General features: G+C 73.9%; 25 protein-coding genes. 12 read left to right on the top strand and 13 right to left on the bottom strand.

Annotation, left to right across the window (positions count from 1 at the left end):
* Positions 1-41 precede the first annotated feature (41 nt).
* Together ACFYWG_RS07855 and ACFYWG_RS07860 are read right to left on the bottom strand one after the other, a co-directional pair.
* Complete coding sequence (locus ACFYWG_RS07855) at positions 42-788, bottom strand: MBL fold metallo-hydrolase (protein WP_389199964.1); 747 nt, start codon at positions 786-788, stop codon at positions 42-44.
* A gap of 123 nt (positions 789-911) precedes the next feature.
* Positions 912-1,532 carry an alpha-ketoglutarate-dependent dioxygenase AlkB gene (locus ACFYWG_RS07860; protein ID WP_383503799.1) on the bottom strand — a complete coding sequence of 207 codons (621 nt, stop codon included), beginning with the start codon at positions 1,530-1,532 and terminating at the stop codon, positions 912-914.
* A 102-nt stretch (positions 1,533-1,634) separates the two neighbouring features.
* Here ACFYWG_RS07860 and ACFYWG_RS07865 point away from each other — a divergent pair, with 102 nt between their 5' ends.
* Positions 1,635-2,267 (top strand): TetR/AcrR family transcriptional regulator, encoded by a 633-nt coding sequence (locus ACFYWG_RS07865; protein WP_389199967.1) that lies wholly within the window; start codon positions 1,635-1,637, stop codon positions 2,265-2,267.
* A gap of 17 nt (positions 2,268-2,284) precedes the next feature.
* A complete protein-coding gene (locus ACFYWG_RS07870) occupies positions 2,285-3,958 on the top strand; it encodes an FAD-binding dehydrogenase (RefSeq protein ID WP_389199969.1) in 1,674 nt (557 codons plus the stop codon).
* A 192-nt stretch (positions 3,959-4,150) separates the two neighbouring features.
* Here the strand turns inward: ACFYWG_RS07870 and ACFYWG_RS07875 are convergent, their stop codons facing one another.
* A complete protein-coding gene (locus ACFYWG_RS07875) occupies positions 4,151-4,501 on the bottom strand; it encodes a DUF488 domain-containing protein (protein WP_383503802.1) in 351 nt (116 codons plus the stop codon).
* A gap of 142 nt (positions 4,502-4,643) precedes the next feature.
* Here ACFYWG_RS07875 and ACFYWG_RS07880 point away from each other — a divergent pair, with 142 nt between their 5' ends.
* On the top strand, positions 4,644-5,087 hold the full coding sequence (locus ACFYWG_RS07880) for a DUF6098 family protein (RefSeq protein ID WP_389199972.1): 444 nt from the start codon (positions 4,644-4,646) through the stop codon (positions 5,085-5,087).
* 25 nt (positions 5,088-5,112) lie between these two features.
* Here the strand turns inward: ACFYWG_RS07880 and ACFYWG_RS07885 are convergent, their stop codons facing one another.
* Both ACFYWG_RS07885 and ACFYWG_RS07890 read right to left on the bottom strand, forming a co-directional pair.
* Positions 5,113-5,364 (bottom strand): WhiB family transcriptional regulator, encoded by a 252-nt coding sequence (locus ACFYWG_RS07885; protein ID WP_376329519.1) that lies wholly within the window; start codon positions 5,362-5,364, stop codon positions 5,113-5,115.
* A 102-nt stretch (positions 5,365-5,466) separates the two neighbouring features.
* Positions 5,467-6,684, bottom strand: a complete 1,218-nt coding sequence (locus ACFYWG_RS07890; protein WP_376329521.1) for a saccharopine dehydrogenase family protein — start codon at positions 6,682-6,684, stop codon at positions 5,467-5,469.
* A 184-nt stretch (positions 6,685-6,868) separates the two neighbouring features.
* Between ACFYWG_RS07890 and ACFYWG_RS07895 the strand changes: the two genes are divergently transcribed.
* The gene (locus ACFYWG_RS07895) at positions 6,869-7,579 is read left to right on the top strand and encodes a TetR/AcrR family transcriptional regulator (protein ID WP_383503806.1); all 711 of its coding nucleotides are present in this window, start codon (positions 6,869-6,871) and stop codon (positions 7,577-7,579) included.
* Positions 7,580-7,592: 13 nt separating this feature from the next.
* Here the strand turns inward: ACFYWG_RS07895 and ACFYWG_RS07900 are convergent, their stop codons facing one another.
* Positions 7,593-8,492: a LysR family transcriptional regulator ArgP gene (locus ACFYWG_RS07900; RefSeq protein WP_389200738.1), complete on the bottom strand. Its 900-nt coding sequence runs from the start codon at positions 8,490-8,492 to the stop codon at positions 7,593-7,595.
* Positions 8,493-8,561: 69 nt separating this feature from the next.
* Here ACFYWG_RS07900 and ACFYWG_RS07905 point away from each other — a divergent pair, with 69 nt between their 5' ends.
* Together ACFYWG_RS07905 and ACFYWG_RS07910 are read left to right on the top strand one after the other, a co-directional pair.
* Positions 8,562-9,179: a LysE/ArgO family amino acid transporter gene (locus tag ACFYWG_RS07905; RefSeq protein WP_389199976.1), complete on the top strand. Its 618-nt coding sequence runs from the start codon at positions 8,562-8,564 to the stop codon at positions 9,177-9,179.
* A gap of 81 nt (positions 9,180-9,260) precedes the next feature.
* The gene (locus tag ACFYWG_RS07910; protein WP_385414257.1) at positions 9,261-10,556 is read left to right on the top strand and encodes an MFS transporter; all 1,296 of its coding nucleotides are present in this window, start codon (positions 9,261-9,263) and stop codon (positions 10,554-10,556) included.
* Between the two features lie 4 nt (positions 10,557-10,560).
* Here ACFYWG_RS07910 and ACFYWG_RS07915 read toward each other — a convergent pair whose 3' ends face one another.
* The 3 genes from ACFYWG_RS07915 to ACFYWG_RS07925 form a co-directional block, all read right to left on the bottom strand.
* A complete protein-coding gene (locus ACFYWG_RS07915) occupies positions 10,561-11,016 on the bottom strand; it encodes a cyclic nucleotide-binding domain-containing protein (RefSeq protein WP_383503810.1) in 456 nt (151 codons plus the stop codon).
* A gap of 305 nt (positions 11,017-11,321) precedes the next feature.
* Positions 11,322-12,797 carry an aminotransferase class I/II-fold pyridoxal phosphate-dependent enzyme gene (locus ACFYWG_RS07920; RefSeq protein ID WP_385414254.1) on the bottom strand — a complete coding sequence of 492 codons (1,476 nt, stop codon included), beginning with the start codon at positions 12,795-12,797 and terminating at the stop codon, positions 11,322-11,324.
* A 265-nt stretch (positions 12,798-13,062) separates the two neighbouring features.
* Entirely contained in the window at positions 13,063-13,284 is a 222-nt protein-coding gene (locus tag ACFYWG_RS07925) for a hypothetical protein (RefSeq protein WP_383503812.1), read from the bottom strand.
* Positions 13,285-13,559: 275 nt separating this feature from the next.
* On the opposite strand from ACFYWG_RS07925, the gene ACFYWG_RS07930 reads away from it, so the two are divergent.
* From ACFYWG_RS07930 to ACFYWG_RS07955, 6 genes are all read left to right on the top strand, one after another.
* A complete protein-coding gene (locus ACFYWG_RS07930; protein WP_389199980.1) occupies positions 13,560-14,042 on the top strand; it encodes an ATP-binding protein in 483 nt (160 codons plus the stop codon).
* A 214-nt stretch (positions 14,043-14,256) separates the two neighbouring features.
* Positions 14,257-15,120 (top strand): SigB/SigF/SigG family RNA polymerase sigma factor, encoded by an 864-nt coding sequence (locus tag ACFYWG_RS07935; protein ID WP_389199982.1) that lies wholly within the window; start codon positions 14,257-14,259, stop codon positions 15,118-15,120.
* A gap of 31 nt (positions 15,121-15,151) precedes the next feature.
* On the top strand, positions 15,152-15,421 hold the full coding sequence (locus ACFYWG_RS07940) for a DUF5133 domain-containing protein (RefSeq protein ID WP_376329543.1): 270 nt from the start codon (positions 15,152-15,154) through the stop codon (positions 15,419-15,421).
* Positions 15,422-15,541: 120 nt separating this feature from the next.
* Positions 15,542-16,387, top strand: coding sequence for an ANTAR domain-containing protein (locus tag ACFYWG_RS07945; RefSeq protein ID WP_385414247.1), 846 nt, complete (start codon positions 15,542-15,544; stop codon positions 16,385-16,387).
* Positions 16,388-16,529: 142 nt separating this feature from the next.
* The gene (locus ACFYWG_RS07950; RefSeq protein WP_383511414.1) at positions 16,530-17,366 is read left to right on the top strand and encodes a DUF1206 domain-containing protein; all 837 of its coding nucleotides are present in this window, start codon (positions 16,530-16,532) and stop codon (positions 17,364-17,366) included.
* 28 nt (positions 17,367-17,394) lie between these two features.
* Positions 17,395-17,829, top strand: coding sequence for a hypothetical protein (locus tag ACFYWG_RS07955; protein WP_376329549.1), 435 nt, complete (start codon positions 17,395-17,397; stop codon positions 17,827-17,829).
* 18 nt (positions 17,830-17,847) lie between these two features.
* On the opposite strand, the gene ACFYWG_RS07960 is transcribed toward ACFYWG_RS07955, so the two are convergent.
* The 4 genes from ACFYWG_RS07960 to ACFYWG_RS07975 all read right to left on the bottom strand — a co-directional run bounded on the left by ACFYWG_RS07960 (position 17,848) and on the right by ACFYWG_RS07975 (position 24,497).
* The gene (locus ACFYWG_RS07960; RefSeq protein WP_389199985.1) at positions 17,848-20,085 is read right to left on the bottom strand and encodes an FUSC family protein; all 2,238 of its coding nucleotides are present in this window, start codon (positions 20,083-20,085) and stop codon (positions 17,848-17,850) included.
* 82 nt (positions 20,086-20,167) lie between these two features.
* Positions 20,168-21,538, bottom strand: a complete 1,371-nt coding sequence (locus tag ACFYWG_RS07965) for an NAD(P)/FAD-dependent oxidoreductase (protein ID WP_383511422.1) — start codon at positions 21,536-21,538, stop codon at positions 20,168-20,170.
* Between the two features lie 218 nt (positions 21,539-21,756).
* A complete protein-coding gene (locus ACFYWG_RS07970; protein ID WP_389199987.1) occupies positions 21,757-23,484 on the bottom strand; it encodes a PP2C family protein-serine/threonine phosphatase in 1,728 nt (575 codons plus the stop codon).
* Positions 23,481-24,497 carry a PP2C family protein-serine/threonine phosphatase gene (locus ACFYWG_RS07975; RefSeq protein WP_389200740.1) on the bottom strand — a complete coding sequence of 339 codons (1,017 nt, stop codon included), beginning with the start codon at positions 24,495-24,497 and terminating at the stop codon, positions 23,481-23,483. Before ACFYWG_RS07975 ends, ACFYWG_RS07970 begins: the two co-directional genes overlap by 4 nt.
* Between the last annotated feature and the right edge of the window lie 17 nt (positions 24,498-24,514).

Here is a 24,514-nt window from a genome sequence, read left to right on the forward strand (position 1 = left end):
GGGCCGGTCGTCCTCGTCTCGCCGCCGATCGTCGCCTCACTCTAGAGGGCGCGTTCCCGGGCCCTCAGCGCGGCGTCGCGTACCGGGCCGCGGTGCACCGGGCCGTGCCCGGGCAGCAGCACCTCGGCCTCCAGGTCCGCCAGGACGTCGAGGGACGCCACGGCGCGGGAGCGCTCGCGGTGGAACATGTCCGGCAGCAGCTGCGGCCCCTCGGCGCGGGCGGTGGGATGCCCGGTGACCAGGGCGTCGCCCGAGACCAGCACGCCCGTGCCCGGCAGGTGGTAGGCGCAGTGCCCGTCGGTGTGGCCCGGGGTGTGCACGGGGACCGGCCGTCCGGGCACGTCCAGGGCGCCCTGACTCGGGAAGGGCAGCGGCGCGGTGACGGGGACGTGGGCGGTGCCGCCCGAGCGCAGCGCGTGCACCGCCCACGGCAGCACGCCCGGCCGCCAGCCGTTGCGCAGCACCGTGCCGACGGACACCTGGTGCAGGAACTCCCGCCGCGCGTGCGGGACTTCGGCTTCGTGCAGGTACACCGGAGTGCCGTGGGCGGCGCTCAGGTGCTCGGCGGATCCCAGGTGGTCGTTGTGCGCGTGGGTGATCAGCACGGCCGTGACGGCCTCCGGCGCGCTGCCCACCTGGGCGAGGGAGGCGAGGACCTGTTCACGGTCACCGGGATAGCCGGTGTCGATCAGCGTGACGGCGTCCCCCTCGGTGAGGATCACCCAGTTCGTGTTCGAGCCGTGCACCAGATAGGTGCCGTCCGCGACGTGGTGCACGTCCGCCCGCATGATCGCCCCGCCCTGTGTCCGTGTGACCGCCGGTACCGACGGGGGACAGGAAACCAGACCGCCGCCGGGGCGGAGGCGGCGGGTGCGGGGCGACGGGGCCGGGACCGCCGTCGCGCGCGGGGGTCAGCGCACGCCGTGCGGACGGAACTGGATGCTGATGCGGGGCCCCGAGGCCCGGCTGCTCTTGGGGATCGAGTGCTCCCAGGTGCGCTGGCAGGACCCGCCCATCACCACGAGGTCGCCGTGGCCGAGCGGGTGCCGCACGGTGCTGCCGCCGCCCAGCGGCCGCAGCAGCAGGTCCCGGGGCGCTCCGACGGACAGGATGGCGACCATGGTGTCCTCGCGGGCGCCGCGCCCGATCCGGTCGCCGTGCCAGGCGACGCTGTCCCGGCCGTCGCGGTAGTAGCACAGGCCGGCCGTGGCGAACGGCTCGCCCAGCTCCTCGGCGTAGTGGGCACTCAGCGCGTCCCGCGCCTGGGCCAGCACCGGGTGCGGCAGGACCTCACCCGCGCCGTAGTGCGCCAGCAGGCGCGGCACGTCGACGACGTGGTCGTACATCTGGCGCCGCTCCGCCCGCCACGGCACTTCGGCGGCGAGCTGTTCGAACAGCGCGTCGGAGCCGGAGAGCCACCCGGGCAGCACGTCGAGCCAGGCACCGAGGCCGAGCCCGGTGCGGCGGATTCCGTCGAGCGGACCGAGGCGCAGCTCGTCGGTCTGGTCGAAGAGGGAGCCCTGGAGGTGCATGCCTGCAGCGTACCTCGCAATCGAAAAGATGTTCCATTGTGGGCACGGCCCTTTCGATACAGCGGTGTATCCCATACATTCCCGTATCGAAAGGAGGCCACCGTGCAGGCAGCGACCGGCCGGGTGACCCGGCGCCGGGTGCGCACCCGTGCCAAGCTCCTGGAGGCGGCGTTCGCCGTCTTCGCGGCCAAGGGCTTCGGGCGCGTCTCGATCGAGGAGATCTGCGAAGCGGCCGGCTACAGCAGAGGTGCCTTCTACTCCAACTTCTCCAGCCTCGACGAGCTGTTCTTCGCCCTCTACCAGGAGCGGGCCGAGCTGATCGCCGGGCAGGTCGCCGGGGCCCTGGCACTGGACGGCCCCGGCCTCGACGTCCCGGCCACCGTGGACCGCGTCACCGACGTCCTGCTCCTGGACCGCGACTGGCTGCTGGTCAAGACGGACTTCCTCGTGCACGCCGCGCGCCACCCGGAAGTGGCCCGCACCCTGCTGGAACACCGGGCGCGGCTGCGCGGTGCGATCGCCGACCGGCTCGCGCGGGCCCGCGGCCGCACCCCGCTGCCCGCCGTCCTCGGCGGCACCGACGGGGCCGCCCACGCCGTGGTCGCGGCCTACGACGGCGTCACCGTGCAACTGCTGCTGGACCGGGACGCCGAGCACGCCCGGGCCTGGCTGAAACAACTGCTCACGGCCCTGCTGACCGACGGCAGCGGCACCCTTGGCCACGTGCAGAACTGAAGAAGGGAACGGTCGCCATGGACGCCGATGTCATCGTCGTCGGAGCGGGCCTCGCCGGCCTGGTCGCGGCACACGAACTCACCAGCAGGGGCCGGAAGGTCGCGCTCGTCGACCAGGAGAACGCCGCCAACCTGGGCGGCCAGGCCTTCTGGTCCTTCGGCGGGCTCTTCCTCGTCGGCTCGCCCGAGCAGCGGCGCCTGGGCATCAAGGACTCCTTCGACCTGGCCTGGAGCGACTGGCGCGGCAGCGCCGGCTTCGACCGGCTGGACGACGAGGACTCCTGGGCGGTGCGCTGGGCCCGCGCCTACGTCGAGTTCGCCGCGGGGGAGAAGCGGTCCTGGCTCGCAGGCCACGGGATCACGTTCCTGCCCACCGTCGGCTGGGCCGAGCGCGGCGACCTCACCGCGCACGGGCACGGCAACAGCGTGCCCCGCTTCCACATCGCCTGGGGGACCGGCACCGGCGTCGTCGAGCCCTTCGTCCGCCACGCCCGGCAGGCCGCCGCGGACGGGCTGCTCGCCTTCCACCACCGCCACCGGGTCGACGCCCTGGTCGTCGAGGAGGGCGCGGTGCGGGGCGTGCGCGGCACACTCCTGGCCGAGGACGGTTCACCGCGCGGGGTCGCCTCCAGCCGTGAGGCGGCGGGCGAGTTCGAACTGACCGCCCAGGCCGTCGTCGTCACCAGCGGCGGCATCGGAGCGAACCACGACATCGTCCGCCGGCACTGGCCCGAGCGCCTCGGCACCCCGCCCAAGGAGATGGTGACCGGCGTCCCGGCCTACGTCGACGGGCGGATGCTGGACATCAGCGCCCGGGCCGGTGCACGCCTGGTCAACCGGGACCGCATGTGGCACTACACCGAGGGCCTGCGGAACTGGGACCCGATCTGGCCCGGCCACGGCATCCGCATCCTGCCCGGCCCGTCCTCCCTGTGGTTCGACGCCCTCGGCCGCCGGCTGCCCGGCCCGTACCTGCCCGGCTACGACACCCTCGGCACCCTCCGGCACCTGCGCACCACCGAGGACATCGCCGGGTACGACCACTCCTGGTTCATCCTGACGCAGAAGATCGTCGAGAAGGAGTTCGCGCTGTCGGGCTCGGAGCAGAACCCCGACATCACCGCCAAGGACCGCGCCGGCTTCCTGAAGGAGCGCATCCTCGGCAAGGGCGCGCCCGGACCGGTCGACGCGTTCCTGCGCAAGGGCGCGGACTTCGTCACCGCGCCCGGCATCGAGCAGCTCGTGGAGAAGATGAACGCCCTCACCGACGAGCCCCTGCTCGACGCCGAGACCGTCAAGCGCCAGATCGAGGCCCGGGACCTGCAGATCGCCAACCCCTACGCCAAGGACGCCCAGGTGCAGGGCATCCGCAACGCCCGCCGCTACATCGGCGACCGCCTCGGCCGGGTCGCCACGCCGCACCGCATCCTCGACCCGGCGGCGGGCCCGCTGATCGGCGTCAAGCTGCACGTCCTCACCCGCAAGACCCTCGGCGGCATCCAGACCGACCTCGACTCCCGTGCCCTGGGGGCCGACGGCAAGCCGGTCGAGGGCCTGTACGCGGCGGGCGAGGTCGCCGGTTTCGGCGGGGGAGGCGTACACGGCTACAACGCGCTGGAGGGCACCTTCCTCGGCGGCTGCCTCTTCTCCGGCCGCGCGGCCGGCCGGGCAGCGGCGCGGCAGACCGCCTGACACCGGCGCGGGCAGTGGCCTCACCACGCCGGGACCGTCCGAGGGCGCTGGGGGCGGCCGGCTTCACCTCGCCCGTGTCGGCTCGACGCGGGCAGGGACGGCCGGTCTCACCCGGCCGGGGCAGCTCGACGCCGGCGGAGACGGCCGGTCCGACCGTGCCCGGGGCGTTCCACGGCGGCCGGGGCGCTCGTCTCAGGTGGTGAGGAGGCGGGCGAGTACCGTGGCGTGGCTCTCGTCCGGGGTCTTCGACGCCGTCAGGAGTGTCACGTCGCCCTCGCGGGCCAGCGCGCGCACCCCGTCGAGGGCCTCGGCCGCCTCGGCGGCGGCCAGTTCCGCCTCGTACCGCTCGGCGAACTCCCCGTAACCGCCCTCGCCCGCGTGGTACCAGCGCCGCAGTTCCGCCGACGGGGTGAGCGCCTTCGGCCACTCGTCGACCCGCGCCGCGTCCTTCGCCAGTCCGCGCGGCCACAGCCGGTCGACGAGGACCCGGACCCCGTCCTCGGGCTCGGCGGGGTCGTAGACACGGCGCACGCGCACGCTCATGGTCGGCTCCTCCCGGGGGCGGTGGCGTGCAGCGAGCGTAACCCCGTCGGGCCGCCCCCACCGCCCGGTGCGAAACGGCAGATTCCGCGTGCGTCCGGCGGGTACTCCGTCCGCCGACAGCGCCGAACGAGGAGGTCACGACATGAGCGCGACGGACGACCTGCCGGTCGTGCGCACACTCGACGAACTCGCCGAACTGGTCGAACAGCACGACGGCCTGTACGTCCGCTGGTCCCGCGGCCCGGAGACCGACCTGCGCAGAGTGTCCAGCAAGGACGACCTGACCGGTGTGCAGATGCCGGGTCTGTCCGCCAACCCGCTCGGCGTCGAGGAGTGGTGGGCGGACCGGCCGGTCCGCCTGTGGGTGGCGCGCCGCCTGTTCGACTACGCCCACCTGCCGCACGAGAAGGGGCCCGGGGTGCAGCCCTGGGTGCTCGCGGGGCGGGAAGCGGCCCGCGGGCCGGACAACGAGCCGCTGGTCGTCGAGGCCCGGCCGCTGTGCCGGATCGACCAGAACGTGATCGACGAGGCGAAGGTGGAGGTGGCCCGGCAGGAGAACCCCTGGGGGACGCTGCGGCGCAGCTGACCCCCAGGGGGAGGGGGGGCGGGATTCAGCCGGAGCGGCGGCGGGCGGCGGCGCGGCGCTTCAGCGCACGGCGCTCGTCCTCACTGGTCCCGCCCCACACTCCGATGGACTGCCCGGTGTCCAGCGCCCACTGCAGGCACTGCTCCTGCACCGGGCAACGCCGGCACACCCCCTTGGCCTGTTCGGTCTGCAACAGGGCCGGGCCGGAGGTGCCGATCGGGAAGAACAGCTCGGGGTCCTCGGTCCGGCAGGAAGCGTGGTGTCGCCAGTTGTCCATCAAAGTCACCTGCATCGCGGTAGAAATGTGCAGTTTCGGATGCTCACTTCTGTTCGGGTCACCTGTCGATGCGCGGTGAAACCGGGGTTTCCGGACGAACCGTCACTGCTCGCGCATGCCCCACGGGGAACCGTAGGCCGTCAGCAGGTCCAGGAACGGCCGGGCGGGGAACGCCTCGGGACCGAGCACACCGGTGCCCGACCAGGCGCCCGTGGCGAGGAGTTCGAGCGCCACCACGGGGTTGACGGCGGTCTGCCACACCACGGCCTGCGAGCCGTACTCGGTCATCGACCACTGGTTGTCGACCACGTGGTAGAGGTACACCTCGCGCGGCTCGCCGTCCTTGACGCCCCGCACCCACGTGCCCGCACAGGTCTTGCCGTGCATCCGCTCGCCCAGGGTCGCCGGGTCGGGCAGGCACGCGGCGACCACGTCCCGGGGTGAGACGGCCACCGGACCGTCCGGCCCGGGCACGGTCACCGGCTCGGTGCGGTCCAGCCCTAGCAGGTGCAGCGTCTTCAGCGTCTCCACGAACTCACGGCCCAGGCCGTACTTGAAGGTCACCCGGCGGGCATCGACCCAGCGCGGCACGAGCAGCACCTCCTCGTGCTCCACGTTCACGCACTCCACCGGGCCGATGCCCTCGGGGAAGTCGAACACCTCCGGCTCGCTGAAGGGCTCGGTGGTGAACCAGCCCCGGTCGCTCTCGTAGACCACCGGCGGGTTGAGGCACTCCTCGATCGTGGTCCAGATGCTGAAGGACGGGGCGAAGTCGTACCCGTCGACGGTCAGGTTCGCGCCGTCCCGGATGCCGATCTCCTCGATCTCGTCGAAGAGTTCGTCGGCGGCGTACCGGGCGAACACGTCGGACAGGCCCGGCTCCACGCCCATGCCGACCAGGGCCAGCAGGCCCTCCTTCTCCCAGTCGGCCGCCTGCTCGAACTGCTCGTCGCCCAGCTTGACCCCGCACTGCGCGTAGGGCAGCTCGGCGTGCGGGCGGGACAGGGACATCGCCATGTCGAGGTAGGTGGCACCGGCGGCACGGGCCGCGCGGAAGAGCGGCATCACGAAGCGCGGATCGGTGGCGTTGAGCAGGACGTCGCAGCGGTGCCACGCGAGCAGCCGGGAGACGGCCGCCTCGTCGCTCGCGTCCACCTGCTCCGAGGTGAACCGGGAGTCCCCGCCGAGCGCGGCGACGGCCGCCTCGGCGCGCTCCGGGTCGTAGTCGGCCACCACCATGGCCTCGAAGAACGGCCGCCGGGCCGCGATCCGGGTGATCGCACCGCCGACACCGCCGGCACCCACGAGCAGTACACGCATGACAGAAACTCCCTCTTTGCGAAGAACGTGACGCGCCTTGGGAGAGATACAACGCCGCCCCGTGCCTTAAGGTCAATGACGTTGGCATAAGACTCGCGGGCTGGTGACCCGCAGGCCGGGGACCTGGAGTCTCATGGCGAAGCTGGAGCTCAGGGCCTGCTCAGGACCCAGGAGGGAGCACACCGTGCCCAAACCCGTGGTGCCCGAGGGCAAGCGCCGCCGGCGCCGGCCCACCAAGAGCGGCACGGTCCTGTCCGAGGAGCTGATCGTCGAGACCGCGCTGCGCATGCTGCGCGAGCACGGCAGCGCCGGACTGACCGCCCGCCGGCTCGGCCTCGCCCTGGACGCCGACCCGAGCACCCTCTACCGGTATTTCCGCGGCATGGACGACCTCACCCTCGCCATCGGCGACGCCCTCATCGGGCAGGCGCTCGACGGCTGGCGGCGCACCGGTGACTGGCGGGCCGACCTGCGCTCCTTCGGGCTGCGGGTGCACGCCGCGTACGTCGAGCACCCGCAGGCGGCGGTGCTCACCGCGAGCCGGGTCTCCGGCCGGAGCAGCGAGATCACGGCCGACGAGGCGGTGCTCGACGTCCTGCGCACCGCCGGCTTCCCCCTGCCCGAGGCGGTGCGGGTCTACCACGCCTTCATCGACACCACCCTCGGACTGGCCGCGCTGGACGCCGCCTCGCTCGCGCTGCCCGCCGACTCGCTCCGCTCCGACGAGGAGATGTGGGGCTCGACCTACGCCCGGCTGCCCGCCGCCACGCATCCCCGCATCGCCGAGGCGGCACCCCTGCTCGCCACCCGCATGGTCACCAGCGCCTACCCGACGGCCCTGGAGATGCTGCTGGACAGCGCCCAGGCCCGGCTGGACGCCTGCCGGGAGGCATGAGAGCCGGAGTTCTCTACGCTCGCAGCGCTTCGGCGGCGACCGCCGTCACCGTCCGCGCGACCCGGGCGAGGGCGGGGGAGTCGAGCTTCCACTGCTGCCAGTACAGCGGCACGTCCACGGCCCGGTCCGGCGCGATGCCCACGAGCCGGCCCTCCCGCAGCAGGGGCTCCGCCTGGGCCTCGGGCACCAGGCCCCACCCGAGCCCGGCCGCGACCGCCTCGGCGAACCCCTCCGAGGTCGGCACGTACTGCCGCAGCGCACTCGCGCCGCTCCGGCCCGCCGTGAGCCGGCGGACGAAACCGTCCTGGAAGTCGTCCCGCCGGTCGAAGACCACCACCGGCACCTCGGCCAGCGCCCGCGCCAGGGGGACGCTCAGGTGGCGCGCGGCGAAGTCCGGGGCGGCCACGGGGAGGTAGCGCATGCGTCCGAGGGCGCGCACCGAGCAACCCGGCACGGCGTCCGGCGACGAGGTCACCGCCGCCATCACCACCCCTTCGCGCAGCAGCGCCGCCGTGTGGTCCTCGTCCTCGCGGCGCAGCTCGAAGCAGAGCCGGGCCTCGGGCGGCACCCGCGTGAGCACCGGCAGGAACCAGGTCGCCAGCGAGTCCGCGTTCACCGCGACCGAGACCCGCGTGGGCTCCCCGCCGCCGCTGAGGCCCAGCTCCGCGTACGCGTCGTGCTCCAGCCGCGCCACCTGGCGGGCCAGCCGGACGAGCACCTCGCCCGACTCCGTCGGCCGCACCGGCTTGGTCCGCAGCAGCAGCACCCGGCCCGTGCGCTGCTCCAGCGCCTTCACCCGCTGGCTGACCGCGGACGGCGTCACGTGCAGGGCGGCCGCCGCCGCGTCGAACGTCCCCTCGTCCACCACCGCGAGCAGCGTGCGCACCTGGTCCAGCGGGAGATCGGTCGTCATCACGCGTGCTAACGATACGTAAGAATCCTTAGCTGGACCGGCAGGGGCGGTGTCCGTAGCGTCGGCGCCATGACCAGCACCTTCACCGCCGGCGCCGCCGGGTTCGGCACCGGACTGTCCCTCATCGTCGCCATCGGCGCCCAGAACGCCTTCGTGCTGCGCCAGGGGATCCGCCGCCAGGCCGTCGTCGCCGTCGTCGGCATCTGCGCCCTGTCCGACGCCCTGCTCATCGCGCTCGGCGTCGGCGGGGTCGGAGCGGTGGTGGTGGCGTGGCCGGGCGCGCTGCGCGCGGTCGGCTGGATCGGCGGCGCGTTCCTCCTGTGCTACGGCGCCCTCGCCGCCCGGCGGGTGGTCCGGCCCGAGGGCGGGGCGCTGCGGGCGGAGGGGGAGGCGGCGGGCTCCGTGCGCCGGGCCGTGCTGACCTGCCTGGCGATGACCTGGCTGAATCCGCACGTCTACCTCGACACCGTCTTCCTCCTCGGGTCCGTCGCCGCCGACCACGGCTCCCTGCGCTGGACGTTCGGTGTCGGGGCCGTGCTCGCCAGCCTGTGCTGGTTCACCGCCCTGGGTTTCGGTGCCCGGATGCTCGGCCGGTTCCTGGCCCGCCCCGCCGCCTGGCGCGTGCTGGACGGTCTGGTCGCCGCCACCATGATCGTGCTCGGCACCGTCCTCATCGCCGGAAGCTGAGACCGCCCGCCGCCGGTGCGGCGACCGGTGCGATAGTGATCCCCGGCCGGAAAGATGTAACGAGCATCGAGGAAGCGGCGCGTGGACGCGAGCGAGAGCAGGACCGACGAGCGGGAGACCGCACCCGAGACGCCCCGGCGGCGCGGCTGGCGGCGCTGGGCCATGGACACCCGCCCGCTGCGCCGCCCGGCCTACCGCAGGCTGTGGAGTTCCACCATCGTCACGGCCGTCGGCAGCCAGCTCACCGCCGTCGCCGTGCCCAAGCAGATCTACGACATCACCGGCTCCTCGGCGTGGGTGGGCGCGGCGAGCATGGCCGGTCTGGTCCCGCTGATCGTGTTCGCGCTGTGGGGCGGGGCGATCGCCGACACCATGGACCGCCGCAGACTGCTGCTGATCACCAACTGCGGGATCGCGCTCACCTCGCTGCTGTTCTGGCTCCAGGCCCTCGTCGGCCTGGAATCGGTGGCCGCGCTCATGGTGCTGCTGGCGATGCAGCAGGCATTCTGGGGGCTGAACGCGCCCGCCCGCAGCGCCTCCATCGCCCGGCTCGTGCCGGAGGACGAACTGCCCGCGGCCAACGCGCTCGGCTCGACCGTGATGCAGACCGGGCAGGTCGCGGGCCCGCTGCTGGCCGGCGCCCTGATACCCGTCGTCGGACTGCCCGAGCTGTACCTCATCGACGCCCTGGCCCTGTGCGTCACGGTGTGGGCCGTGTACCGGCTGCCGGCGCTGCCGCCCCTGTCGGGCACGACGGCCCGGCGCCGGGCGGGGCTGCGGGAGATCGCCGCCGGCTTCCGCTACATCGCCGGGCACACCGTGCTGCTGCTGTCCTTCCTCGCCGACATCGTGGCGATGGTGTTCGGCATGCCCCGCGCCCTGTTCCCGCAGCTCGCCGCCCAGACGTTCGCGCCCTGGGGCGAGGGGCTCGCGCTCGGGCTGCTGTTCGCCGCGATTCCCGTCGGGGCCGTGCTGGGCGGGCTGTTCTCCGGCACCTTCTCCCGGGCCCGGTGGCACGGCTGGATGGTCATCGGGGCGGTCGTGGCCTGGGGCGCGGCGGTCACCGGGTTCGGGCTGAGCCGCAGCCTGTGGGTCGCGGTGGCGTTCCTCGCGCTCGCCGGGGTGGCCGACATGGTGTCCATGGTCTTCCGCGGGGCGATCCTGCTGTCCGCCGCCACCGACGAGATGCGCGGGCGCATGCAGGGCGTGTTCACCGTCGTGGTGGCGGGCGGGCCGCGGCTGGCCGACGTCCTGCACGGCACCGCCGGGTCCGCCTTCGGCCCCCGCACCGCCGTCGCGGGCGGCGGGCTGCTGGTGGTCGCCGTGATGCTGGTGCTGGCCGCCGCCTTCCCCGCGCTGCGGCGCTACCGCGTCTGACGCCTCACAGGGCCCCGCGCCGGTGCAGCGTGTACTGCTCCATCAGCTTGCCCCGGGTCATCTCCAGGCGGTGTGCCAGTACCTCGGCGACGTTGCGCACCAGCGTCAGCCCGAGCCGAGGATCCTCCTCGCACAGCTCCAGCACGGCCCCCGCGTCGAACTCGTAGGCCCGCACCGGGCTGAACGCCACCGCGCCGAAGTCCCAGACGTACGGCGGGAACAGCCACGACCAGCCGAGCAGGTCGCCCGCGCCGAGGCTCGCGACGGTGACCCGCTGCAGCGCGTTGACCTGCTGGTCCAGGGAGACGGCGCCGGAGCGGATGACCCAGAAGCGGTCGGCCGTGCCGCCGGGCTCGAAGATCCGGGCGTCCTCGGGGAAGGAGACCTCCCGGGCGAGCTCCATCAGGTGCTGCCGCTGGGGCGGGGGCAGGGCGGTCAGGAGTTTGATCGCTTTGGTCATGCGGGGCTCCTCGCCGGGCGGTCGACTGGGGTGCTGTCCCTATGCCCATTTCAGCCGCTCGGGGGAACCGGGGCACCTCGGCGTCGCCGACTTCCCGGATCCGGGCCCGCCACCGCCGGGGCCGGCCGGGTCCGGGCATGAAAAAGCCCTGGCTGGACGGGGGAAACCAGCCAGGGCAGTACGCAGCGGTGCACGAAGGACGGCGGGGTCCACCTCGTCACCACGTATGAGTGAACGGTAAACCATTTTGCGCGGGCGTGCGCACCGGAAACCGGGTTGGGTGACCCGTTTCACTTTCCGGGCCGCTACGCCCGCTCGTCGAGCACCCGGACCGTCTCCAGGTCCGGATCGGTCGGGTCCGGCAGGTGCATGCCCGCTTCCAGCCCGGTCCGCAGATACGCCAGCACCGGCTCGGTGAGCCGCTCGCCGGGCAGGACCGCCGGGATGCCCGGCGGGTAGGGCGTGATCATCTCCGCGGCGATCCGCCCGGCCGCCTCCGCGAGGGGCACGGCCTCGGCCGGGCCGAAGAACGCGTCACGCGGCAGCCGCGCCTGCTTCATGCGCAGCCCGGCGGGCGACGGCACCTCCACCCGCGGCGCCCGCGGCAGCTCCCGGGCGGCCCGCGCCAGGTCCCCGAGCGCCTCCAGCAGTTCGTCGGTGGTGTCCCGGTCGTCGCCGTGGGTGATCTGCATGCCGATGCGGCGGTGGTCCACCAGGTGCGCGTCGACGTGCCGGTGCTCGCGCAGCCAGTCGGCCGCCTGAAAGCCCGTGATGCCCAGACCGGAGAGGTCGATCACGCCGGGCAGCGGGTCGAAGTCGTCGGCCCGGCCCGGGCCGCAGAAGTCGTCCCGGTCGTCGACGTGCAGGCCGTCGATCTCCTCGATCGCCGCCCGCACCTGTGCCGCGAGCTCCAGCGCCCCGCCCATGAGTTCCTCGCCGCCCAGCGCCATCTGCCGCCGCCAGCCGTCGAGGCCGGCGTAGATGAGCACCGACGGGCTGGTCGTGCCCAGCAGGTCGGCGCGCATGCCGAGCAGCTCCGGCGGGACCAGATCGCCCTGCAGGTGGAAGACCGAACCCTGCTCCAGGCCGCTGCCCATCTTGTGGATGCTCGTCACGCAGATGTCCGCGCCCGCGTCCATCGCCCAGGAGGGCAGACCGGGGTGGAACGGCAGGTGCGCGCCCCAAGCCTCGTCCACGATCAGCGGACGGGAGCGCCGGTGGCAGACGTCGGCGATCGCCTCCAGGTCCGCGCAGCCGCCGTACGGCGTGGGGCTGGTGACGAGGGCACCGCGGGCGTCCGGGTGCGCCTCGAAGGCCCGCTCGAACTCCTCGGCCGACGGGGGGTGGGCCAGGTGCCGCTCGGGGTCCCAGCGGGGTTCGACCCACACGGGCTCGATGCCGGAGATGATCAGGCCCGACACCACCGACTTGTGGGCGTCCCGCCCGATCAGCAGCTTCTCGTGCGGGCCCGCGACCGACAGCATGGCCGCCTTCACCGACAGGGAGCTGCCGCACGTGCTGAAGAACGTGTGGTCGGCGTGGACCGCGTCGGCCATCAGCTCCTGCGCCCGCTCCAGCACCCGGCCCCGCTTGAGACGGTCGTCCAGGCCTCCCGAGGCCAGTACGTCCCCGTGGAACACCGCGTCCCCGAGGATCCGCCGGACCTCCGGGTCGGCGCCGCGGGCCTGCTTGTGCCCGGGCGGGGTGAACGACAGGTGTCCCTTCGCGCGGTACTCGTCGAGGGCTTCCAGAACCGGTGCACGGGTGTGGTCGACTGTCATCCGCAGCGGGTGCCCGGCACGGACCGGGGCAATCGGCCGGGCCGTCCACGGGCCGCGACTCCGCCGCCCGGCCTCCGGGTGCGCGGCGATCCGGCCACGCCGTCCTCGCGCACGCGGCCGGGTCGTCCCCGGGAGCGAATGCGCGAACCGGTCGGGGCGGGCCCTCCCGGATCGCGTCGGGTCACCCGAACGGACCCAAGGTCCCCGACGACTCCCGGCCCGCCGGCCGGGCCGGGTCCGCCGGTGGTCGCCGCCCGGTGCCGTGTCAGGTCTGCGCGGCGTGCCGGCCCGGGGACACGATCTCGTCCAGGACCCGCACCACCGCCTCGTAGGACATCCGCCGCACGGCGGCGTCCCGGGCTCCCTGGGGGTCGGTCGCGTCCAGTTCCTCGCTCCTGGCCCGCCACGTGCGCTCCTCCTCCCGCGCGCACTCCCTCGCACGCTGGATGCGCCGCAGCAGTTCGTCGGAATCCACCACATCGGTCATGACCACCGCGTACCCCGTGAACGCCCGGGGATGGCACGGCCGTCCGGGGCGTCCCCGGTGTCCGGCCCTGGGCCGAAGGTGCCTTTCCCGCCGAACCGAGGTTTGCAGTTGCGGCGCGAGGTGACGCGAACAGGAGACCCGCGGCGCCCCGGGCGCACGACCCGCAGGCCGCGGCAGGCAGCAGGAAGCGGTGGATCCGCGGACCCCGGCGTGCGGACGGGCACCCGGCGCGGTCCGGATCCGGCTTCCGTCCGCACTGACCAGGGAGCTGCAGGATGTGCGACGAGCACACGACCGACTTCTACCTCACCGAGCCGCCGGAGGCGGAACGGATCCGGCCGCGCAAACCCGCCGAGGCGCGCCTGGCCGTGCGGCGGGCCGTGGCCGAGCGCTGCCGCGCCGCCCGCACCCCGTGCGACGCCGACGCCCTCTCGGACGCGCTGCTCGTGGCCTCGGAACTGACCAGCAACGCGATCCTGCACGGCGGCGGGGTCACGGACTTCCAGGTGGACGTCGACGGCTCCCGGGTGCGCGTGTCCGTCAGCGACCGCAGCGAGAGGCTGCCCGTGGCCCTGCCGCGCACCGACCCGCGCGGGCGCACGCGGCACGGCGGCAACGGCTGGCCGATCGTCTGCCGGCTCTCCCGCGACATCCGCGTGTCCGACCTGCCCGCCGGCGGCAAGTGCATCACCGCGGTCGTCCCCCTCGTCCGGCAGGCCCCGGACCCGTTCACCTACGCCTCGCCGGGCCGGCCGTGAACCGTTCCCGCGATACATGTGCAAAGCGGGATTTCGGATTCTTCGGCACAGTGGAGTTTGCTGCCCCGGGGTAGGGGCAGACGCAATTTCGTGCTTCGGACCGGAGGCGCGCCAGCGGGAGCGGTACAGCTGCCCCGGAGGCCTTCTTCGGCGTTTCCGGGCAGCGTTCCTCCCGCGGTCAATCCCTGAAACGACCGTTCAGGAGCGAATCCGCATGCTCATCGATACGCCCACCCATCGTCCCGGCACGCCCGAAACGACGGCCACCTCCACCCGGCGGCGTCACGACGACGCCCCCGACACCGCAGCCCTGTTCGCCCGGATGGCGGAACTGGAGGAGGGCCCCGAGCGGGACGCCGTCCGCGACGAACTGGTCACCCTCTGGCTGCCCATGGCCCACCGCATCGCCGGCCGCTTCCGCGACCGCGGCGAGTCCCTCGAGGACCTGCGTCAGGTGGCCGCCCTGGGCCTGGTCAAGGCCATCGACCGCTTCGACCCGGGCCGGGGCGCCTTCGAGAGCTACGCCGTCCCCACCATCACCGGCGAGGTCAAGCGGCACTTCCGCGACCGCATGTGGGCCCTGCGGGTCCCCCGCCGTGTGCAGGAACTGCGCAACAAGGTGCGGGTGGCACGGCGTGAACTCACGCAGAACCCCGGCAGCCCCGAGCCCTCCGTGGCGGACCTCGCCCGCCACACCGGCCTCACCGAGGAAGAGGTCGGTGCCGGACTGGAGGCCCTGGAGAGCTTCAGCACCCTGTCGCTCGACGCCGAGCTCTCGACGGACGACGACGGCTACAGCCTCGCCGACACCCTCGGCACCGCCGACTCGTCGTACGACATCGTGATCGACCGCGAGTCCGCCAAGGAAGGCCTGCGCCGGCTGCCCGAGCGCGAACGGGCCATCCTCTACATGCGCTTCTTCGAAGACATGACCCAGAGCCGGATCGCCGACCGGCTCGGCATCTCCCAGATGCACGTGTCCCGCCTCATCAGCCGCAGTTGCGCCCGTGTGCGCGACGAGGTGCTGGGGCAGCGGACCGGGAAGCGGGGCACCGGCGGCCCCTCCACCACGGTCTGACCCACCGGATCCCACCGAGGAGCAACGAACCATGCTGAGGCCCAACCCCGCCGTGCTGCGCCGTCTCGTCGACGAGTACGAGGCACTGTCCGCCGCCGACGCCGGCCACGGTCCCGCAGAGACGAACCCGCGGGCACGCGACCTGGCGTACACGCTGTGCGTGACCACCGGCACCCGGGACGTACGACGCGCCCTGGAGGCGGCCCACCAGTGGCTGGCGGCCGCCTCCGTTCCCGCCCGTGGGACCGTCCCCGCCCCCGCGGCCGCCGAAGCGCGCGTCCCGGCCGCGGGCAGCGCCTGACAGGTGTGGGCCTGACACGTGTGGGCCTGACCCGGCGGGGAAGGCGAGCCTGAACAAGGGGCCCGGCCGACGGCGGCAGCCGCGGCCGGGCCCGCCGGCGCCCGGACAGCGAGGAGTCCTATGTCCCCAGCGGGGCGGACCGACGACGACGAGCTGGAGCGGCTGCGGGCCGAGGTGCGCGACCTGCGGGCCCGCGCCCGGGTGTACCCGCTGATCTCGCAGGCCCAGGGCATGCTGCGGGAGCGCTACGGCCTGGCCGACGCCGAGAGCGCCTTCGCCCTGCTGCAGCGTGCCTCCCAGCGCTACAACGTCAAGCTGCGGACCCTGGCCGGCACCCTGCTCACCGTGGACCGGCCCGACGCCGGGCAGCAGCTGTGGTTCCCCCGGCGGGTCCGGCGGCCCCAGCCGGAACTGACCTTCACCACCGCGCACCGCGACTCCGGCAGCCGCGGTGCCGTCCTGAAGGCCGTGCTCGCACGCACCCTGACGGTGACCGGCACCCCCATGGGCAACGTCCAGCTCGCCGACCGCGTCCGGGGCGGGCTGCGGATGGAGGAGCACACCGGGCTCACGGACCGGTTCGTCGACTTCTTCGCCCACGTCGGTGAGGACGGCACGTCCTGCGCCCAGGCCGCCCGCGACGTCTCCCAGGTGACCGTGCCGGACGTGGAGAGCGCCCCGGTCTTCACCGAACCGGCCAGGCTGGCGATCCTCGAAGCCGGCAGCAGGGCGTGCCACAGCGTTCCGCTGACGACCGACTCCGGGCTGTGCATCGGCATGGTCTCGGCCCACATGGACCGCACCCTGACCGGTCTGACCGACAAGCAGACCAGGGCCCTCGACACCATGGGCGGCCAGGCCGGCCGCTGGCTGGCCTGGCACGACCGCACGGTCGTCCTCGACGCCCTGGAGTACCTGCACGCCCTGGGGCGCACCGCCCGCGGGGCGCGGCTGCGCCGCTCCTGACGCCGCCCGGCCCGCCGCGGCCGGCCCGGGGCACGAAGGGCGTGCGAGGCGCGGCCCGCGGACGACCCGCCCGCCCGGCACGGCCCCGCACGCCGGGTGTGCGGCCCCCGACCCGGGGCATCCGCACCTCCGGGAGGTCGAGATGAACACGAGTGCGATGGCACAGAACGGGTTCCGGGCGCGGCGCATGGCGCGGGGTTCGGTGACCGAGGGGGCGGCGCGGGCGGGCCTGAGCGCCCGGGGTGTGATCTACCTGCTGGTCGGTGCGCTGGCCGTGCAGATCGCCTTCGGCGACACCGGTAAACAGGCCGACCGCGGCGGTGCCCTGGCGGAACTGTCCCAGAAGCCCTTCGGAGCGGTGCTCCTGTGGGCGCTGGGCATCGGCCTGGTGGGAATGGCGCTGTGGCGGCTGTCCGAGGTGGTGTTCGGCTCGGTCGGCAAGGACGGCCGCAGCCCCCGCAAGCGGCTGCTCGCGGCGGTGCGCTTCGGGTTCTACAGCTTCGTCGCCTACTCCGTCCTGTCCTTCGCGGCCACCCGCCACCAGAACGGCGGCGGAAACAGCGACCAGCAGTCCCGCGACGCCACCGCCAAGGTGATGGAGATGCCGGGCGGCCAGTGGCTGGTCGGGGCGGCGGGCATCGCCGTCATCGGGGCCGGCTGCTGGATCGGCTTCCGGGCCGCGACGCGCAAGTACCACGACAAGATGCGGATGGCCCAGATGAGCCGGCGCACCCGGCAGTTCGTCGACGTCACCGGTGTGGCCGGCGGCGTGGCCCGCGGCCTGGTGTTCGCCGCGGCCGGTGTCTTCGCGGTCCGTGCCGCCGTCGACTTCGAACCGGACAAGGCCAAGGGGCTGGACGACACCCTGCGCACCTTCGCCGACACCCCGCTCGGCCCCTGGCTGCTGGTGATCGTCGCGGTCGGGCTGGTGCTGTTCGGGGTGTTCTCCTTCGCCATGGCCCGCTGGCGCCGCGTCTGATCCGCGCCGAACGGGGAACACGAGGCCAATGAGCGATTCCGAGATTCCGCATGGTGATGGCCGTCCCGTGGACGTGTACCTGGACCTCCTGCGCATCCGGATGGACACGGAGGACTACGACCTCCTGATCCGCACGGTGGAACCGGTGCTCCAGGCGATCGACGAGGAACGCTTGTCCAGCCTCGACTTCGCGCTCGACTCCGGGACCGACGACGAACTGCCGCAGGAGGTCCGTGACGAGGTGGCCCTCGTCATCGCCACGGCCGTCACCGGCCGCCTGGACAACGAGGTCATCGAACTCGACGTCGACGACACCGGCCCGGTCAGGATCGTCACGGACGCCTCCACGGCCTCCGACCCGGTCCGGCTCGGCGAGATCGCCGACTACATCAAGGAACGGCACCGCCAGACCGAGGAGCTGCGCGGTATCGCCGAGGTGAGCGGACTGCCCACCGACTTCTGATCCGGACGACGGCCCGCCTCATGCCCGGGGCGGGCCCACCCGTACGCCCAGCGGCCGGGCGAGGCCCACCACGGCCTCGTCGAGCCGCTCCAGGTGCCGCAGCACGCGGTCGGTGATCCGGCCGTAGCGCGGTGTTCCGGCGTCCGAGCCCAGCAGCGAGGCGATGCTCGGGCCGGTCTCCACCAGCGCGTCGGCCCGTTCGTCCGCGACCCGGGCCGCGATCGCCTCGATGTTGCGCACCGTGCGCCCGGCGGCCCCGCGCAGCCGCGGGTCCGCCGCGATCGACGGATGCGTCGGCAGCAGTTCGGCGGTCGCCGCCAGGGTCCGCGCGTGGTACGCGCACGTCTCCAGCAGAGCCACCACGTACCGGGCCGTGTCCCGGCGGCTGCGCAGCGGCGTGACCGGGTGGGTCAGCGGCTGGACGGCGGCCCGCAGGTCCGCCAGCGCCTGGTCCAGGTCGCGCGCCTTGTCCAGCAGGTCGTCCGCCGGCCCGCCGCTGAGCTGCCCGACCGCCGCCTGCGTGACGTCGGAGAGCCGCTCCAGGACGGTCTCCAGCAGTTCGTTGGTGCGCCGGTCGGTCTGCACCGGCAGCACCAGTGCCGCCGCCACCACCCCGCAGAAGGCGCCCAGGGCCGTCTCCTCGATCCGCAGGACCAGCACGTCGAGGCTGTAGGTGTGCAGCAGCGTGTACAGCAGCCCCAGCATCGCGGTGACGAAGAACGACATCAGCGTGTACGACAACGGCGCCGTGTAGAACATCGCGAAGATCAGCACCAGCACCAGGGCGAACGCCGTCCAGGTGTGGTTGCCGACCAGGCCGGCCAGCACGATCCCGGCCACCACGCCGAACACGGTCCCCAGCAGCCGACGGTAGCCCTTGACCAGGATCTCGCCCGTCGAGGACGTGTTGATGAAGACGATCCAGCACGTCAGCACCGCCCAGTACCACCGCTGGGTGGACAGCAGCTCACCGCCCAGGATCGCCAGCGAGGACCCCACGGAGACCTGCACGGCCGCACGCGTGGTGGGCCGGCGCAGCCCCGTCTGCTCCTCCTGCGCGGACTCCTCGGCGCCGCCCTCGATCGCCGCCTCCTCGGCGTCCAGCTCCTCACGGGAGCGGGCCGTGGCGGGGGAGTCGTCCGACTCGTCCTGCGGCCCGTCCAGCGCGATCCGCAGTCCGAGCACCGCGCGGGCCGCCTCGCCGATGCCGCGGAAGACGTCCTGCACGGCCGGGGACGCGGCCGGCAGGTTCTCCTCGTCGCGGTAACCGAGCAGGCGGTTGCGCATGTGGGCCAGCGCGGTCCCCGCGTCCCCGGACCGCAGCACCAGGGTGTGCAGCGCCTGGAGGTCGCGGCGCAGCATGGCGGTGGACTCGTCGGGCACCGCGGGCACGGCCACCGACGGGGCGGGCGCACCCGGCAGGTGCAGGGTCAGCGTGTCGGCCCGCTGGGCGCTGCGGGCCGTCAGCAGCAGCAGCCCGAGCCGCTCGGCGGCGATCTCGGCGTCCGCGATGCGGCGCTGCACCAGCCGCGCGGCCGACTCGTCCGGGGTGCCCTCCTCCAGCCGGCCCTGGATCATCATGGCCGTCTCGTGCAGCCGCGCCGTGCCCTCGCGCACAGCCTCCAGCGCCTTGTCCATGTCGTCCGCGCCCGCGTCGAGCAGGTCCAGCTGAGCGGCCACCAGCTGCGCCAGCCGGGCCCGGAAGGCCAGCCGAAGGCGCATGAGGACGGACGCGGGCGTCGCCGGCACGACCGCGAAGCGCAGGACGGCACTGCAGGCGAACGCCAGCGCGATGGCGCCCCACAGCTCGGGCAGCCCGGAGACCGTCGCGCCCACGAACAGGGACAGGAAGTAGACCTGGAAGCCGATCAGCCCCAGCGCGGTGCCCCGGTCGCCGAAGCGGCGGCCGTAGACCGCGCAGAAGATCAGGACGACGAAGAAGGCGTCGCCCACGACGGGACGCGTGGAGAGCACCGCGCTCAGCGACACCGACGCGAGCGCCACGGGCAGCCCCGCGGCCAGCGTGAGCGCCTGCGGGCCGAGCTGCTTCTCCCGGATCGCGAAGGTGGCGACCATCGCCGCGATGGCCCCCGCCACCAGCAGGTGCACGTCGGCGCCCAGCAGGGACAGCAGGGCCACGGTGAGGGCGATGGCGCCGGCCGTCCGCAGCCCGGCCGTCAGGCGCAGCAGGCCGGGGTCGGACGCCGCGACCCGGTCCCGCAGTCGTGTCCGCACCGAGCGTCCCGCTGCCCTCACGCCGTCGCACTCTCTCCCGACTCAGACCAAGATCCGCTTTCCAGCATGGCACGCCGGTGGCGGAGGGTCCCGGCCGGCCCGGCTACTCCTGCCGGGCGGCCCCCGCGATCCGCTCCCGCACCTGCTCGGGCGACAGGTACGCGTCCGTGTACTCGAAGTCCTTCAGCCGTGCCGGCTTGCGGGCCTGGAACCCGGTGCGCACGAAGTCGTCGCCGGCGACCGCGTTGAGCAGCCAGTTGGTCATCACCCGCGTCTTGGCCACGTTGGTGCGCAGCGCCGACCAGTGGTACCCGCGGGCGACGGCTTGGGCGGGCAGGCCCCGCAGTTCGATGCCCAGCGGCTTGGACACGGCGTCGGTGCCCCCCAGGTCGACGACCAGACCCAGGTCCTTGTGCTTGTACGGCGTCAGCGACCGGCCGCGCAGCGACGCGATGACGTTCTCGGCGACGTGCCGGCCCTGCCGCAGCGCGTGCTGCGCGGTCGGCGGGCACACGGCCCCGTCGCCCTTGGCCAGGTCGGGCACGGCGGCGGAGTCGCCGAGCGCGAACACCCCGTCGTGACCGGGCAGGTTCATCTCGGGCGCGACGGCGAGCCGGCCCTTGACGGTCTCCGCGCCGAGCGTGGCGATCAGCGGGCTGGCGACGACACCGGCCGTCCAGATCAGCGTGCGGGTCGGGATCACCCGCCCGTCGGTGAAGGTGACCTCCTCGGGACCCGCCTTGGCGATGGAGGTGCCCAGGGAGATCTCGATGCCCCGCCGCTGCAGGATCTCCTGCGCGCTGCGGCCGAGCTTCTCGCCCAGCTCCGGCATGAGCTTGGGCGCGATGTCGATCAGGTGCCACTTGATGAGCTTCGGGTCCAGCCGCGGGTAGCGCCGGACCGCCGCGTGCGTCAGGCGCTGCAGGCAGGCCGCGGTCTCGGTGCCGGCGTAGCCGCCGCCCACCACCACGAACTGCAGCCGCGACGCCCGCTCCTGCGGATCCAGGCTCGCGTCGGCCAGGTCCAGCTGCGAGATCACGTGGTCCCGGATGTACGCCGCCTCGGCCAGGGTCTTCATGCCGAACGCGTGGTCCGTCAGGCCCGGGATGTCGAAGGTCCGGGTGATGCTGCCGGGCGCCAGCACGATGTAGTCGTACGGCTGGTTGACGATCTCGTCGGTGATGGTGCGGATGACGCACACCTTCGACTTCAGGTCCACGCCGATCGCCCCGCCCGGGATGATCCGCGTGCGGTACTTCTTGCTGCGGCGCAGCGAGACGGCGATCGACTGCGGTGTCAGCACGCCGGAGGCGACCTGGGGGAGCAGCGGCAGGTAGAGCTGGTAGGCGAACGGGGTCACCAGGGTGACGTCCGCCTCGTCGGGGGAGAGTTTCCGTTCCAGACGGCGGACGCACTCCACGCCGGCGAAGCCTGCGCCCACCACCAGGATCCTGGGTCGTGTCACGGTGTTCATCCCTTTCTGCGGCTCCAGGCGGTCTGCCTCGAACGCCATTCGACTGCCCCTGGATCGCCGGTTCGCACCCTTTCGATCCCACCGCGTACGGCGCCGGTGCGCCAGCCGGACGGGGCAGGCAGACGAACGTGCCGATCACCACCCTGCCCGCACCGTGGCCGAAAAGCACCGTGGGGGAGTGAAGAACCCGTGCCGGTCCGCGGCCGCCGGGACGCGGCTCAGGACGCGGTGTCCCCGCGGACGTGGCACAGCAGCAGGCAGACGTCGTCGTCCCGCTCGGAGTCGCTCAGCAGCGGATGCAGGATCCGGTCCGCCGACAGCTCCAGGTCCGCGTCCAGCTCCTCGGAGCGGAACCGGCCGAGCGCCTCGGCCAGCCGCCCGATCCCCGGGTCTATGCCCTGGGCCCGGCGCTCCACCAGCCCGTCGGTGTACATCGCGAGCGTCGAACCGGGCGACAGGCGCACCGTGTGGTCGTCGATCTCCTGGGAGAGCGGGATGCCGAGCATGGCGCCGGGCTTGGCGTCCAGGATCTGCACCGTCCCGTCGGCCCGGCGCAGCACCGGCGGGGGATGCCCGGCCGCCGCCCAGGTCAGGGTCGGCTCGTCCGGGTGGAACCGGGCGATGACGGCCGTGGCGTACAGATCCGGCTGGAGGTGGTGCAGGAACCGGTGCAGCCGGGTCAGCAGCCGGCCCGGGCTGTCGCCGTCGACGGCGTACGCCCGCAGCGCGGTGCGCAGCTGGCTCATCATGACGGCGGCGTGCAGCCCGTGCCCGGTGACGTCCCCGATGACCGTGATGAGACCGCCGGCGCGCTGCGGGAACGCGTCGTACCAGTCGCCGCCGATGTTCAGCCCGTGCGTGGCGGGCAGGTACCGCGCGGCCAGGCTCAGGCCGGGTGTGGCCGGCAGCTCCGTCAGCAGGGCCCGCTGGAGGGTCTCGGCGATGTCCCGGTTGTGCTCGAAGCGCCGGGCGTTGTCGATCGCGATGCTGGCCCGCCGGGTGAGCTCGATCAGCATCACCGCGTCGTCCGGGTCCCAGCGCTCTCCGGGCGGGGACAGCGTCAGCACCCCGAGCGGCGCCCGCCGCGTGGGCAGCGGCACGCACAGCAGGGGACGCCCCGGGTCGATGGCCGACGGCGGGTGGTCGTCGACCCCGGGCAGTTCGCCCGGGTGGTCGGCGGCGTACTGGGGCCGCCCGGTCCGGGCCGCGACGACGGCCGCGGCCGGATGCGGCGCCGCGCGGTCCCGGTCCTCGTCCTGGTCGAACAGCCACACGTCGACGCTGCTGGCGTACGTCGGCACCAGCAGGTCCGGCAGCCGGCGCACGATCTCCTCGTGGTTGAGCGAGGCGGTCAGCACGGCGCTGGCGTCCGCGAGGAACGTCAGCCGGCGGCGGGCGTTCTCCGCCTCGTTGCGGGCGGTGCGCTCGGCGGCGAAGGCCTCGCGCTGGGCCCGGCCGGCCGCGTCCAGCTCGGCGTGCAGGGCCAGGACGCCCTGATTGGTCTGGTGCAGCTCCTCGCGGTGGAAGGAGACCAGGTCCTCCTGCTCGGTGAGCTTGTCCAGCACCACGGCCGTGTCCTCGTCGGCGCCGAGCAGTGCCTCGGCCAGGGCGGCGGGGTCCTCGGCGACGACACCGTCCTCGGCGCTGCGAGTCGTCTCCGGGCAGGGGACGGTGACCTCCCACGGGGGCTCGCCCGCGGCGCACGCCTCCGGCGAGGCGGTGACCAGGGCGCGCAGCGAGCCCTCCCCGGCGGGCGGACTCGCCACGTCCAGGGTGAGCCGCCAGGTGCCGCCCTTGGTCAGGCACTGCCGCAGGTGGGCGCTGAGGGCGGAGGCGAGCCGGGTCCGCTCGACGGTGGGGACACCGTGGGCGGCGGCCAGCCGCGCGAGGGCGATGCGGGCCCGGGCCGCGTCGGTGACGGTGGTGATCTGCCAAGTGCGCTTCATGGGAGTTCCGGCGGGGTCGGAGTCAGCACGGCCACGGCGGTGTCGTCCCGCACCGGCCGGGCGGGACTGCTCGCGTCACGTATCGTCACGGCGGCCGTCACGGCCGGGTCGGCCGCCGGCAGGCCGGCTCCGGGCGGCGGGGCCCAGCGGCTGGGCAGGCCGTCGGTGTGCAGGATCAGCAGCGGGTCGCCCGTCCAGTCGGCCTCCTCCTCGCGGAGGGTGGTGGGCCGGTGGACGCCGACTATGCCGGGCCGGGCGAGCAGGTGCCGCCAGGTGCCGCCCGTGCGCAGCCTGGCCCCCACGTTGCCGATGCCGGCGAACCGAAGCCGTCCGGCGGCGAGGTCGAGCCGGGCCAGGGAGACAGCCGCCCCGCGCGTGCCCTTCAGGGCGTCGTGCAGCCGGCGCAGCACGTCGGCGGGGGCCAGGTCGGCGCACGCGTGCAGGGCCGTGACGGCCGCCGAGGAGGCCCGGGCGGCCTCCGGGCCGTGTCCCAGGCCGTCCGCCAGCATCAGGGTGACCGTGTCCCCGGCCCGCACGCAGGTCCAGGCGTCGCCCGAGTACTCGGCGCCGCCGTAGGGGATGTTCAGCCCTCCCGCACGCACGCGGGCGAGGCGAACGAAACGTTCACTCCGGGTGGCGTGCCGCTCGGCGGGCCCGCGCCCGTGCCCGGAACCGCCGGCCCCCGGGGCCCGTCCGGACCGGAGCCCTCCGGCCGGGACCGCCGCGCCGCCGGGCCGACCCTCGCCCCACACCGCACCGACCGGCGGGGCCGTGTCGCTCTGTACCCGGGTGGGCGGGGCCGTGTCCGGCGCGCCGGGAGGCGCGGTGCGTCCCGGCAGGCCGCCGCAGCCGGGCGCCGCGACGGGCGCTCCGGGCCCGGGGGCGGCCCCGGGCGTCCCCGCGTGCGGCGCCGAAAGGGGGGCCGCTGCCGCGGGCCGCTGCCCGGTGCCGGGCGTCCCTCCCGCGGCGGGCGGATGAGGGCTGCCCGGCTCGGACGCGCCGTCCGAAGTCACCGGCGGGACCTGCGCAC

Origin of the sequence: Streptomyces sp. NPDC003456 (genome assembly GCF_042878735.1) — a bacterium.
In the GTDB taxonomy this organism is placed as follows: Bacteria; Actinomycetota; Actinomycetes; order Streptomycetales; family Streptomycetaceae; genus Streptomyces.